This is a genomic window from Pseudoalteromonas sp. XMcav1-K, from assembly GCF_044005875.1.
Classification (GTDB): domain Bacteria; phylum Pseudomonadota; class Gammaproteobacteria; order Enterobacterales; family Alteromonadaceae; genus Pseudoalteromonas; species Pseudoalteromonas spongiae.
Genome location: NZ_JBIPJE010000045.1, coordinates 384,859 through 398,075, shown reverse-complemented (window position 1 = coordinate 398,075; position 13,217 = coordinate 384,859). Strand labels below are relative to the sequence as shown.

14 protein-coding genes are annotated in these 13,217 nt (G+C 40.0%); 5 read left to right on the top strand and 9 right to left on the bottom strand.

Going from position 1 to position 13,217, the window contains the following annotated elements; translation table 11 throughout:
* Window positions 1-599: 599 nt before the first annotated feature.
* From ACHSBP_RS14705 to ACHSBP_RS14695, 3 genes are all read right to left on the bottom strand, one after another.
* A complete protein-coding gene (locus ACHSBP_RS14705) occupies window positions 600-1,256 on the bottom strand; it encodes an NAD(P)H-binding protein (protein WP_010558904.1) in 657 nt (218 codons plus the stop codon).
* A gap of 140 nt (window positions 1,257-1,396) precedes the next feature.
* A complete protein-coding gene (locus ACHSBP_RS14700) occupies window positions 1,397-2,014 on the bottom strand; it encodes a LysE family translocator (RefSeq protein ID WP_395389330.1) in 618 nt (205 codons plus the stop codon).
* Window positions 2,015-2,105: 91 nt separating this feature from the next.
* The gene (locus tag ACHSBP_RS14695) at window positions 2,106-2,981 is read right to left on the bottom strand and encodes an endonuclease I family protein (protein ID WP_395389329.1); all 876 of its coding nucleotides are present in this window, start codon (window positions 2,979-2,981) and stop codon (window positions 2,106-2,108) included.
* Between the two features lie 317 nt (window positions 2,982-3,298).
* Between ACHSBP_RS14695 and ACHSBP_RS14690 the strand changes: the two genes are divergently transcribed.
* On the top strand, window positions 3,299-4,570 hold the full coding sequence (locus ACHSBP_RS14690; protein ID WP_395389327.1) for a diguanylate cyclase: 1,272 nt from the start codon (window positions 3,299-3,301) through the stop codon (window positions 4,568-4,570).
* Between the two features lie 137 nt (window positions 4,571-4,707).
* Here the strand turns inward: ACHSBP_RS14690 and ACHSBP_RS14685 are convergent, their stop codons facing one another.
* Together ACHSBP_RS14685 and ACHSBP_RS14680 are read right to left on the bottom strand one after the other, a co-directional pair.
* On the bottom strand, window positions 4,708-5,151 hold the full coding sequence (locus tag ACHSBP_RS14685) for a hypothetical protein (RefSeq protein WP_395389325.1): 444 nt from the start codon (window positions 5,149-5,151) through the stop codon (window positions 4,708-4,710).
* Window positions 5,152-5,287: 136 nt separating this feature from the next.
* Window positions 5,288-5,881, bottom strand: coding sequence for a lysophospholipid acyltransferase family protein (locus ACHSBP_RS14680; protein ID WP_395389323.1), 594 nt, complete (start codon window positions 5,879-5,881; stop codon window positions 5,288-5,290).
* A gap of 268 nt (window positions 5,882-6,149) precedes the next feature.
* Between ACHSBP_RS14680 and ACHSBP_RS14675 the strand changes: the two genes are divergently transcribed.
* A complete protein-coding gene (locus ACHSBP_RS14675) occupies window positions 6,150-7,976 on the top strand; it encodes a CapA family protein (RefSeq protein ID WP_395389321.1) in 1,827 nt (608 codons plus the stop codon).
* 17 nt (window positions 7,977-7,993) lie between these two features.
* Window positions 7,994-8,179: a hypothetical protein gene (locus ACHSBP_RS14670; protein ID WP_395389319.1), complete on the top strand. Its 186-nt coding sequence runs from the start codon at window positions 7,994-7,996 to the stop codon at window positions 8,177-8,179.
* A gap of 27 nt (window positions 8,180-8,206) precedes the next feature.
* Here the strand turns inward: ACHSBP_RS14670 and ACHSBP_RS14665 are convergent, their stop codons facing one another.
* From ACHSBP_RS14665 to ACHSBP_RS14655, 3 genes are all read right to left on the bottom strand, one after another.
* Window positions 8,207-9,466, bottom strand: a complete 1,260-nt coding sequence (locus ACHSBP_RS14665) for an outer membrane protein transport protein (protein WP_395389317.1) — start codon at window positions 9,464-9,466, stop codon at window positions 8,207-8,209.
* A gap of 137 nt (window positions 9,467-9,603) precedes the next feature.
* On the bottom strand, window positions 9,604-10,035 hold the full coding sequence (gene yiaA, locus ACHSBP_RS14660; RefSeq protein WP_395389315.1) for an inner membrane protein YiaA: 432 nt from the start codon (window positions 10,033-10,035) through the stop codon (window positions 9,604-9,606).
* A 121-nt stretch (window positions 10,036-10,156) separates the two neighbouring features.
* A complete protein-coding gene (locus ACHSBP_RS14655; RefSeq protein WP_395389314.1) occupies window positions 10,157-10,897 on the bottom strand; it encodes a helix-turn-helix domain-containing protein in 741 nt (246 codons plus the stop codon).
* 129 nt (window positions 10,898-11,026) lie between these two features.
* Between ACHSBP_RS14655 and ACHSBP_RS14650 the strand changes: the two genes are divergently transcribed.
* Both ACHSBP_RS14650 and ACHSBP_RS14645 read left to right on the top strand, forming a co-directional pair.
* Window positions 11,027-11,368, top strand: a complete 342-nt coding sequence (locus ACHSBP_RS14650) for a hypothetical protein (RefSeq protein WP_010558914.1) — start codon at window positions 11,027-11,029, stop codon at window positions 11,366-11,368.
* Between the two features lie 92 nt (window positions 11,369-11,460).
* Window positions 11,461-12,267 (top strand): DUF2145 domain-containing protein, encoded by an 807-nt coding sequence (locus ACHSBP_RS14645; protein WP_395389311.1) that lies wholly within the window; start codon window positions 11,461-11,463, stop codon window positions 12,265-12,267.
* On the opposite strand, the gene ACHSBP_RS14640 is transcribed toward ACHSBP_RS14645, so the two are convergent.
* Window positions 12,264-13,217: an integrase repeat-containing protein gene (locus ACHSBP_RS14640; RefSeq protein WP_010558916.1), complete on the bottom strand. Its 954-nt coding sequence runs from the start codon at window positions 13,215-13,217 to the stop codon at window positions 12,264-12,266. The two genes, ACHSBP_RS14645 and ACHSBP_RS14640, sit on opposite strands and share 4 nt — an antisense overlap.

Sequence of the window (13,217 nt, the reverse complement as noted above, 5' to 3'; positions counted from 1 at the left end):
TGTATTTTTAATGATGTGCTTGCGGGTGAAATTTAAACAATAATAATTTATCTAATTAGCGGCACTACAAGATTGTCGATGTAAAAAATGTGTTTAAGAATGCCAACATTAGTCAATTGGATATGTTAAGTATTGAGAATAAATTTAGGCAATGTACATAAAAACAGAGCTTTTCTTTTTAGCAAAAAACAGACTATTTTGATTTTGTTTTATGGCATACATGGCTGGTGTTTTATCAAGACATCGCGCCTTACACGTATGTCTATCTGCAAGGCATTGCTAATTTTACTTTGTTAACGCGTAAAACGTTTATGTTCTGATAAATGCATACAGTAACAGTGTTGTATTATATCGAAATACAAACAACATATAAAAATGCGAAGCATAAAATTAACACCAAACACCAAGTTAAATTCGTCTTATATTTTTGGTGTTTGAATGGTGAGGCTTATTTTGAGGTTGAACGTTAATTTGTATGGAAAGGGAATATTAAAGGCTTGATTACAGTACTACTTAAGGCATTTAGCGCAATGTGATTTCAGGAAAATTGGTATCTTGGTAATTTAAAAGTTCGAAAGAGCTTGTAGTAAATAGCCTGATTAGTCTTTATGTAACTCAAACAGTTGGTCGAGAGAATAAATCGCTAATGGTGACGTTTGATTAAGTGACACGTCGAGCATTTTTGTTGCTACTTGTGATGCTGTTATCGGTTTAAAACGCTTTAGAAAAGCAAACTTACATAGTGTAGGTAATATTAAACTTGCCATATATTCGCCAAGGCGAAATGTATCTCGATTCCCCAAAAGCAATGACGGTTGTAAAATACTAATATGGTTAAAAGGTAGCGCCTTTATTTTTGTTTCTAGTTCGCCCTTCATTTTGAGATATGCGCTCACACTTTTACTATTAGCACCACTAGAAGACACTAAAATATAGCGACCAACGCCATTTTCCGCTGCAATTTTTGCTACTGTATATTGATAATCAACATCGACAATACGTTGTGCGTTAATTGAACCTGCTTGTCGCTTTGTTGTTCCCAAACAAGAAAATAACATATCACCGTTTATCAATGTGTGATGTTGCACTAGCTCGTCAAAATTTATTCTATGACAGGTTATTTTGGCATGATGGAACTCAACATTTCGCCTTACCAGTATATTTATGTGCTTAATTTGATCACATTCAATTAATTGCTTTACTAGTTTGCTACCAACAAGGCCTGTTGCACCAATCACTGTTACGTTATACGCCATATATCTTTCTCAATTTTTATCTTATTAATTTAATTGCGGTCGGTCTTTGTTTTAACTTAGTCGATCAACAATCTAACCCGGCCATTAACCTCTTTTTAATTTAAAAACGTTTTGGCTTGAAACTTAATACACGCCAGCTGCTAAATATTGGTTACTACAACGCGTATTGCTAACAGAATAAACGCAATAGCAAGCATATTGTTAATGGTTTTGCCGTATCGTAATAATTCAAATTTTTGATTTGCATGACTAGTGATAAGGCTGACCAAGCAATACCACAGTGTGTCGATCACTAAAACAGTGATGCACATAATAGCGGCTGAACTAATCGTTATGCTATCTGGGTCAATAAATTGTGAAAATAGCGCCAAAAAGAAAATGGCGAGTTTTGGGTTTAAAAATGCAATGGCAAAGCCATCTTGCGCTGCAGCTAAATTCCCTGTATTTGCATTATTAGCGATCTCAAAATGATTTGTTTTTTGTCGCAGAATATTAACTGCGAGATAAACTAAATAAGCGGCGCCAGAAAATAAAATTACCTTATACGCAATAGGAAATTCATGGATAAAACCCGCTAATCCAACAACCGCAAGTGTTGCGTAAATGCCAACTCCAACGCCATGGGCGACGCTTGCAATCAGACCTTGTTTTAAGCCGCGTGTCATGGAATGGGATAACACCACCGCTAAACTAGGTCCTGGGGACATAGCACCGATTGCACAAACACCAACAAGACTTATCCAAAGTGCAAAATCCATAATTGTTCCTTTTCTTCGCCGTTATGTTTACTGGTGTTGCAAATTCAACATACGTGTTTGTTTAGACCGTGCAAAAGTTAAATTCGACGATTTAATCACAATCGGCTTCATACAATAACGTAACCCATTCAGGGTGGTCGATAAAGGGATTGCGATTTGCCTGAAAAGTATAAATTATCGTATTTCTGTTTATTTCAAAACTATCAACTGGGTCAGCAAAATGCCATTGCAATAACGTGCATAAATCGCCTATCTGGCCAACGCCGTCTTCGATTTTGCTGCGTGCAGTATCGTGATGGGTTACAACTTGTAAATCTGGCATATCATGGTGCGAACCATTTTCATACATCACATCCATGTAAAAAATCATGCGCGCAATATCGCCTTTAACCCCGTTATGTGGCTCAAAAGACTGTGATTTATACTTTTTATTCCAGGGGGCTTCTTTAATAGGCATGCCCCCATTAAAAAAATCATTATCACTGCGCTGAGTATTGAGTGACACATCGGCGGGTTTTATGTGATGAACATCTGTATAGCCTTGTTGCGAGCGCTTGGGGAAGCCATGACTTTTTGGCCAAATATGTTCTCGGTTCCAATAATCTTGATTACGACTAAATTTACCGGTGCCATTATGTTGTTTTGAAATCGAGGTGTTTTTATAAATTAACCGAATATTTTCGCGATTATTTGGCTCTCCATCGCTGTAGGTAAGTACCGACCATACTTCTTTATATTTAAGGGGGTGAAATTCGCGATTGATGTCTTTGTGAATAGCGTGCTTGAGCCGGTGTGGCTCTGCGCTAAGCGCTCGGTAACTGTCGCGGTAATATATATTTGCGTCAAATAAACTCGCGTCTTTAACGGTCTCGACAATAGGGCAATGAGTACACGGAGCATTCGATTTGGCGACTACGGAGTTAACACTCAAATATAAAACAAGCAAAAACAAACAAGGTTTTAACATTACGCGCATTTATTATTATTTTTTTAGGCCGCTAAATTGTACCTAGTTTATTGATCATTATGCAATCAAAAGCCGAGTGTTTAGTAAAGTCAGCAGATTTACGCTAGTTTATCTGTTTAAAAACCGCACTAAATATAAGTGTATGACTTAATTGATATTGTTGCTCAATTTTTGGTACCTTAGAGTGTGAGAAACACGCAAAGTAAGATATACTTAAGATATATACACGCTATTGTTTCATGCCCGTACACACTAGTGTGGCGATTAATTATGTCGCGCAGGTAAATAATTCCAAGCAAACTGACATTAGGTGACCAATGACGGCTGAATTAAAGAAGCGAATCGCTATTTTAGAAAGGATGTTAGATAACGTGGGTGCTTGTATTTTTAGTAAAGATTTAGATGGACGATATACCTATGTTAATCAAGCCGTATTAAATGTGTTTGATTTAAATGAAGAAGATGTGCTCGGAAAAGACGATAGTCACTTTTTCAACTTAGCGAAGTCTCAAGAGGTCATTGAAAATGACCGCGCCGTAATGCAAACAGGCAAAGTGCTGGAAAAAGAAGAAACGAATTTTGTAAAGCCTTTTAATAAAGAAGTAACGTACCACATTGTAAAAAAGCCAATTTATGATGAAGATTCAAATATTATCGGCTTATTTGGCATTGCCAATGATGTGAGTGAACAGCGTGAATTAGAAAGCAAAGTACATGAACAAAACGAACTGCTTGATATTGTATTAGATAATGTAGCAGCACATATTTATATGAAAGACGATGCCCGTGAGTTTATGTATGTTAACGCTAAAGTAGCGTCGTTGTTCGGCTTGCCGGTGTCGCAAATTATCGGTGCGAAAGAACAAGATATTTTGCCCGAAGAGATGGCAGCACATTTCCATCAAAGTGATTCAGAGTTATTTGCTAGCGGCAAAAAACAAACAATTGAAGAAACCGTTACGGATGAAAGTGGTAATACACGCCACTATTTAAGTGTAAAAGTACCCTTTGAACAACAAGGACGCCGTTCACTAATCGGTTTTTCAACCGAAGTGACAGAACTTTATGAGCTCAAAGAGCAATTTCGTAAACAAGCAAATACCGATTATTTGACTGGGCTGTATAACCGCCGTTATTTTGTTGAAGTTGCCGAGCGGGAATTTAAGCAAGCAGTGCGCAGTGGCGAACCACTTGCGTTAATGTCACTTGATATCGACCATTTTAAGCGCATAAATGATAAGTTTGGTCATCCAGCAGGTGATGAAGTGCTAAAAACACTGGCAAAAAACCTGATTGGAAATTTACGTGAAGAAGATGTTTTGGCGCGTATCGGCGGTGAGGAGTTCGCGATTATTTTGCCACATACGAGTTTTGAACAAGCCAGTAAGGTAGCCGAGCGCATTCGTGATTATCAGTCATGTCATGCCATTGCTACGGAGCAAGACGACGTGTTGGCAAAAGTGAGTATCGGCTTAGTGATGCGAGAACACGACGATGATACTTTCGATAGTATGTTTAAACGTGTTGATAAGGCACTTTATCAAGCTAAAGAGCAAGGACGAAACCGAGTAGTCGCGCACGTAAGTTAAGCTACTGCACGTTACTCATTTTAAAACAGAGTATTTTACAGCCCGTTGTTAGTTAAAAGCCGCGAAATCGCGGCTTTTTTGTTTCAGTTCGCGTTAGTTCGAACACTACATCGCGAATAGATGAAATCAGTTACAAGCTATTGGGTACGCGTTTGTTCTAGACGCGTCAGCACATCAATAGCATTAAGATAAACCTCATTCGACCCACTGTTTTGCCCGCCAAATGATGTGCTTAGTTTGTAGGTGTGCTTCATATCATTAAGCAAATCATGTTTTTGATTTGGTAGTTCATTCATTGAAGTAGGGGCACCAATCGCCATCATTTCACTGCGGCCAATAAATCCACCTTCAAATAACTCTTTAGATAGGCTGCGAATTTCATCGCCATAGATACTGTGTAAATCGTACTGAGAGGCAATGGTTTGCCAGTTTTCATTCATTTTATGGGCTTGTTCACTGATTGACACCGAATCACTGACACTTTTGTTCACTGTATCTTGAGGCGTCTGATCTGCGTGCGTCACCCGCAACGATTGAGGTTTGTTAACCGCACTGAGGTTACTTGCGCTGTATACATTCATGATTGAGTTCCTTTCATACGTATTGTGTGGAACAAAATATGAGCAAGTTAAGTGCCAACCCTTAATATTTTAGTGAATGAACAGCACACAGTAAGCGCAATTTTGTTGCGTTTTCACCCTTAAATCAGAGCACTATTTAACCTGATACATCGCTTGGGTACTTAGCCATCGCCTTTGGAAATTGATGCTTGATAAGGGCTAAATCGGCTTCTATATCACCGCTTAGTGTAACTGGTGGCATTACGATAAATTCTTTAGTGCGAAAATCGAGTGCCATGGGCACAACAGGAACATTAGCAGCATAGGCTATGTGTAAAAAGCCCGTCTTCCATTCATCGATGTGTTTTCGAGTGCCTTCTGGTGCAATGCCAAGAATAAGTTTGTCTTGTTGATGAAATACATCGGCAACCTGTGCAACTAAGCCGTGTTTAGAAGAGCGCTCAACGGCAATGCCACCCCACTTTTTAAGTAAAACACCCAGCGGCCAGAAAAATATGGTGTGTTTACCAAGAAACTTAATCTCGATACCTAACGAAAGCTTAACGGCAATCGCGATTATAAAGTCCCAATTTGATGTGTGTGGTGCCACAGCTGCAACAAACTTTGACTGATCCGGGAATGCCCCAGAGACACGCCAACCAAATAACTTAAGAAAGTTGCGTCCGATAAAACGACCAAGTTGGCTGTTTGTGCGAGGAATTGAATTAGGAACTTCAGTGTGCATAAGCATTTATTATTTTTACTACCATCTATCACCATCACAGATTTAGAGCATAAAGTCTAGTTGTTTAGTAATGGTTGCTATTTTGCTAATACTACCGTGAATGGGTTTGTTGTGATGGATGAGCGCATCAAGTAGCAAAGTGTTTTTGACACTATACTTTAATTCCATACAGGGCTATAACCTCAGGTTATGCACTCCCTTTATTCTGTCACTGTTGCTGGTGTGTTTTCCGTGTTAGCGTGTTGCTTCATAACCAAAAAACAAACTTTAAAAAATGATTTTACGAATAGCGCTTACAGTGTGTTTACTCTTGCCGCTGGTGACCAAAGCAGAGAACTTAATGATGTTGTCGGGCAAGGTTGTTACAGATACCAATAAACCAATTGCCAATGCACATATAAAAATTGGCGACACATCCGTTGTTACTTCAAGTGAAGGTGATTTTTCATTAGAGCTGTCAAAACATGCCATATATGCGCTCGATATTAGTGCTTCTAATTTTTATAGTATGCGCTTTAGCTATTCGCACTTCGAACTTGAAAACAGCCATACAGGCAATGTTGATTTAGGCAAAATCACCTTAGTTGCTAAGAAAAAAGAGCGGGTTCTGTTAGCGTTTGGCGGCGACGTAATGATGGGCAGACGTTATGCCAAACCGTATTTTGATAATCCTACTCTTATTCACGATGAAACGATCGCCACTGATACCAAAGCAATTGTTCAGTATATGGCGCCTTACATTAAAAAAGCCGACTTTGCAGCGGTTAATTTAGAAAGCCAAATAGCGGATAAAATACCAACGCAACGTGCGCCTAAATCGGTGACGTTTTTCTCACCACCAGAGACGATTAGCGCACTTAAAGATGCGGGTGTTGATTACGTCACTCTTGGAAATAACCATACTTACGATTACTTAGACTCAGGTCTAAAATCCACCCTAGAAGCGCTGAATTATTACCAAATGCCGTATTCAGGCGCAGGCGTTAATGAAGCCGAAGCACTTAAAGCGTATCGTACATCTATTCAAGGTAATCAGTACGCAATGCTTGGTTATGTTGGATGGGAAGGCAGTGCACAGCCTAGTCAAACAGCAGCAAAGGTAAAGGGCGGAGCAGCCCATGGCTCTTATGACAATATTGTTGCTACAGTGAAACGCGAAGTGGCAGATAATCGTGTAACGGTTGCGCAATATCATGGCAGTCTGGAATACCAAGATGAACCGTCAATGATGACCGAGGCACGCTTAAAGGCGGCAATTGACGCCGGCGCAGATCTGGCAATTGCACACCATCCGCACGTTGCGCAGGGTTTTGAAGTGTATAACGGAAAGCTGATTGCGTATTCAATGGGCAACTTTATTTTTGATCAGTTTTTTTACGCTACAAATCATTCATTTATGTTGTACGTTTGGATGGATGGCGATCGCTTCTATCGTGCTGAAGTTGTGCCGGTTTATCTACAGGGCTATGTGCCAACACCGGCTACAGGCAGTCATCGTACGCGTATTTTGACACGTCTTGATGAACTAACCAGTAAACGCAATACCCATTTTGCACGAAATGCCGGCCATGGCGTTATATTACCAAACACAAAAGTGGCGAAAGAATTTGAAATTACACTTCCTGCACAAAATAAACGTGTTTTACCCTTGCCTTATCGTGCAAGCGAAGGACATGTTACGGCCGTTAAAACGAGTGAAATAAACCGCTATCGATTGGGGATAAATTTGATAAATAACGCGAATTTAGAAACCCACATGGCATATTATTCTCATGATCGTGGATTTAATTTGGATCAAAGTTCGTTTCAGATCAGTGATAAACAGGCTTTCAGTGGCGATTATGCGCTACAAAGCCAAGGTGATAATGGGCATTCGCAACTGGCAATGACTAACTTTACTCGTGTTTACCGAGCGGGAAACCCAGCAACCGTCAGTGCAATGGTGAAAGGTAAAGGTAGGGTTAATGTTTATTGGCAGGGGCGTAAAACGCGAGGTAAATTACTCGACTCACTAAAGAATGGTAAAAAACATCGAATAGATAGCATTGAGCTTAATGGAAATTGGCAGGAAATAGCCAGTGATTTAATACGCCAAGAGTAGGGTATCGCAGTATTCGCGTGTTGTTTGAGTTTGAGCACAGTGGAGAGGTGTTTATAGACGATATAGCCTTTATCGAGTGGCGAACCCCTTTTCTGCCAATGCAACAGCAAGCACATTTTCATAATGGGGCGGGCCATGCAACCTATATTGGCTTTGAACAGCCATTGAAAAAAGCTGCAGGGCTTGTGATAAAACAACGCTAAAAAAGAGGCAAATGCCTCTTTTTACGATTAGAATGTGTAGCTGTATTGCACTGCAGCTAAACTGGCGTCGCCGTGCGATTCAAAACCCCAAGTTTGGCCTAAATCATCACGTTCTTCAAAACTAACCGACTCACCGTCAATGAAGGTGACTGCAAAATCAATTTTATGCTGTTTGTTAGGCGAATAGCTTAAGCCGGTGCTGTACCAAATTCGGTCGCTATCTGGAATTGAAATTGACTTGTGCGCCGAGTTAGTCGGTGTCGCGTCATTGGCGATACCTGCACGGATCATTACTGTCGGTGTAAGCTGATAACTCGCACCGAGCGATACACGATATGCATCGCTGAAATCTTCAGTTTTGGTAAATACTGCGTCTTCTTTGCCTTCAACATAAGCGGCTAACTCTTGGAAATCACTCCAGTCGGTCCATTGCACGCTGTAATGAATAGCCAATGCCGAAGTTAACGCATGATAACCCGAAAACTCAGCAATATCAGGTAAGGTAATGGCAAGTTCGCCTGGTAATACCTTACCTTGTAAACCACCAATCATAGTCGGTAGTTGATTAGAGTAATCACCTTCTAGATCGAGCTCTACTTGAGAGCGGTAGCTTAGGCCAAAACGGTGGTCATGGTTTATTTCGTACAATGCACCGATATTCCAACCAAATGCAATATCATCACCTTCTAAGTTTGCTGCTTCTAACTCATTTGGTAGGTTAAATGCTGTTTCACCAAAGTGTCTAACTAAGTTTGCGTCGGCATAGACTAAATTTAAACCTGCGCCTACGCTCAGTTGCTCTGTTACCTTGTATGCAGCACTTAGGTTAAAATTGACCGTGGTAAGTGATGTTTCGCCGGCGAGTTGGCCAGCGTTATAATCGTCATTTAGCTCGGTGCTTAAACCATAGTTTGAAAACGCACCACCACCAAGCGTGAAACGCTCGTCGATTGGCAACACAAAATATCCTGCTGGAATGACAGCTGAAGGCGCGATGCTGTTGTCATTTAAGCTTGTGATATCACTGCCATTTGAGGCACTTAACCCAGATACCGACACATCGGGCGCAATGTATGACACAACACCACTGATTTGTGCGTCTTTAATTTTGCTCATACCTGCAGGGTTACGCGCAACAATACTGGCATCATCGGCAATCGCAGCGTCACCTGCAAAGGCTCGGCCTAAACCTGATGCACTGTGTTCATTGAGTTGAAAAGCGCCAGCGGTGGCATTTGCACACACCATCATTAGCGATGATGCGATAAGTGTTTTTCTAATAAGCACGGACGTTACTCTTTATAGTAAGATTTCGCGCTAGTGTAGAGTAATGAAAAGTGTAAGCCTGTAGTTATTGGTGATTATTGTAATTACGTGGTTACAAATGTAAAAAAAGGGAAGCGAGCTTCCCTTTTTAATTACTATTATTCAATTATTTCTGGCGATGCAGGGGCATATTCATCCTGTTTGAACGCTAACATATCGCGAATATTCTTTTGTACCGTGATGGCTGAAAACAATGATAAGGTATACGCCATGGCAAAAAAGCCCTTTTCACTGAGTAACATGTCGGCATTAAACAGGCCAATCGCAAGTAATGCGATAGCAATTGCCAGTGATACCCAGCAAATCATTGTGTATGGCTTTGATATAGGTAAACCTTGTTGTTTATCACGTACCACTTTTTGTAACGACACTGCTGCAAATAAACTGTAAAGCAAAATAATTAGGTAATAACCTTTTTCGTTCAACAGTAATGTTGCATTGTATAAGCCAATTAAATACGCGCCCATGCCAATCACTAAACTTGCGATAGCGCTTAATTTAAATGCGCTGGTTGGTTTTAAATTATCCATATTATTTTTCCATGCTTGTGAATTAAGTTACATACAAGTATCGGGATAATTACATATAAGTAAACTTTATATTTGAAAGTTGCTTATTTTACGCTTTTTGGTATTGATTTATGCTACTAAATTAACTTTTTGTGCGTCTAAACTGTTCGAATAACGATGGCTCCCATGGCCGCATCGCAAACAATATGCCCATGTGTTTGCGTTTATCAAGGGCAAGATCAGCATCTTCAATATTGAGTTGTGCGGCTTCTTTAGTCAGCTGTTCTAGTTTCTTCTTAATGTAATCGATGGAAGTTTGTGAATAACGGCCGCGTAAATAAAAGCGAGATGCATCAATGTTATCGAATTTGTTAGCCATAAACTTAGTCATGACTTCGTTTTCCATAAAGCGCTCTAATGGTCCATTTTTTTGCCAACGAAAATCTTGTGCGATAAGCGATTTATAATGATTATTGGGCAATAGCTGAATAATTTTGAGTTTGTCTAACTTCGCCATCAAACGGATCGCTTCGAATTGATCTATATCGTATTGGTCAATAATTTCATCAAATTGCCAGCCATCGCGAATACATACCGCAACAAGTAACAGTTTAGGATCATCAACCAGCTGTTGTTCTTGTTCTAAGTTTAATTGTGATAATTGGCTTTGTTGTTTCTCAGTTAATGAAAACAAATCAGTAAGGCTAATATTGAGCAGTTGGCAAATTTGTTCAAGCCGCGTTAGCGAAAAGTTATTACTAGCAAAAACACGCTTTACATTTGCTTCACTTAAATCTAGATGCGCTGCAACAACGCGGTAGGTAAGTTTATGTTGTTTAAGCAATTGTTTAAGCGTTAAAGTGACGCTTTTAATTTGGCTCATAATCATCCTTGGTATTATTTTTTGATACTTTAAGTCTTTAAATTTCATACTTCAACCATTTTGGTTTACATAGATAATTCTTTCTCCTAATTTAAAAAGCGTAAACGGAACCACCCAAGAGGAATTAACATGAAGTTTATTAAATCAATTGTAATCAGTTCAGTACTTTTCGCAGCAATGCCGTATCACGCAAATGCAGCATCAGATAATTTTAGTGAGGCGAGCAAGCATTCATCGCTAGCAACGGTCCATTCAGCAAAAGGCTCAGCACAAGTTGCTAGCGGTGTAGTCGCGGTACCTTTAATTGCCGCTGGCAGTGTTGGCATGGTGAGTATGGCTGCGGGCGATAAAGCAATACGCACTGCAAAATCACTTAGCAAAAAACCAGATGCACCGCTTGAAATTACCGAGGTGACTATCACAGTAGACCGTTCACCTGCACATGCAATGAAGAAAAAGTGCAAGCAGTAATTAAGTAATAATCTTAATTCGGGATAACAAATGAGTTTCTAGCAGCTCCTGTTACTTATTTCCGGGTTAAATAGCATTAAGGGAGAAACATTATGAAATGGACATATGCATTAATTAGTTGCTTGTTGTTATCGAAGGCTGCCATTGCAGGCAGCCAGCAACAACAAAAGCAAACGTTTCCGGTTGAGGATGTAACCGCGTTTGCTAAACAAGTTGAGCACTATGCAGCTAAAAAAGGTGCGCGTGCATTTATTATTGCGCGCATAGGGCAAGCGAAAAAAGATTTACCAAAAGGAGTTAATTTTACCCATTCGGCATTAGCGATTTATTCTGAAATTGCCCTTGATAACAGCGACACAGCAAAAGGGTATGCTATTTATAACTTGTATCAAGAGCCAAAAGATAAAGACAAAAGCAGTTTAGTGACAGATTATCCTGTGGATTTTTTTTGGGGTGTGCCAGAGCTTACTGCGGGTATTATTATTCCTGACAGCGACCTACAATCTCGACTAATTGAAGCCGTTGTTAACGGTAATAATATTACTCTGCACAATAGCAATTACTCACTTATATCAAACCCTTACTCAACAAAATATCAAAATTGCAACGAGCATTTATTAGATCTAATTAACTCAGCGATTTATCAAACTACAGATAAACAGCAATTAAAAGCGAACACCAAAGCGTATTTTAAGCCGCAGCGTATTAGAGTAAACCGTGCAAAATTGGCAATGGGAAACTTATTTATGGATGGCGTGTCGACCGATGATCATGGTACGAAAATTTATACCACCACGTTTACGAGTATAGCGAAATACCTGTCATCGTATGATTTGGCATCAAATGTCATAACGCTTAGTTACAATCAACCCGCTCGTCAGTTACTTGCGTCTAACTAGCGCATATAATGAGTCAGCGTAGGAAAACACTGATTGGTGCGGTAACTCGCACCTAAAAAATCTCGCCAACCTTGCCACTCATCATAGACCTCGTTAGGTAAAATCGGCAGGTTGTCTGCAATGAAATGGCGCTTGGTAACATAGTCATTAATACTGCGAAATTGCTGTTCGCGCACCATAGTTTTAAGTGTTGAAAACGAAGGTAGTGTGTGTTGGCTACAATCGCATAATCCTAAGAAATCACCCCAACTAATCCAGTCTTCTTTGTACTTTTCACGCGGTTTACAGGGTAGGCGAATGTCACAACGTTTCGCGCGTTTTTGATAATCACTGGCTGAGGTAAACTTAAATTGTTTCGCAACCGATTTGGCGGTGTTGTATTCGTTGTAAAGCTTATTGTCTTCACGTTTAGTGCCTAAAAAGTCATACCAAGATACCCAGTCATTCAAATAATGTTTAATTGGGTTAGGAGGCAGCTTTTCGTCATGTTCTTTACGCGTTGCAAAATAAGCAAGCGAACTCGAAATACCGAGCGCTTTTGCAGCTTGCTGGGCTTCTTTGTAGTCTTGGTAATAGGTCTTTCTTTTAATGCCGAGAAAGTGCGACCAACCTTGCCATTGCTCTGCGTAAAACTGTTCGGGCACTTTGGGCAGGCGTTCGTCAACTGTTTTACAAAATAGCTTATATGCACGGGCATTTTTAAAATTTGCGTTTGCAGCAACGCGTTTTGCACTGGAGTAATCTTTGTAAAGTCTTTCTGTGGCAGGGGCTGTGTTTAAAAAATCATGCCAGCCTTGCCACTCATTTTTGTAATAGGACTGCGGATTAGAATGTAAACGACTATCACATTGGCAACGCCGATAGCGATAGTCGATAGCACTGGTAAAGTTAAAAGTGTGTGCTGCGTGCTTGGCTTGGGCAAATGTCGTATAAAAGTCACGCTTGCTCAT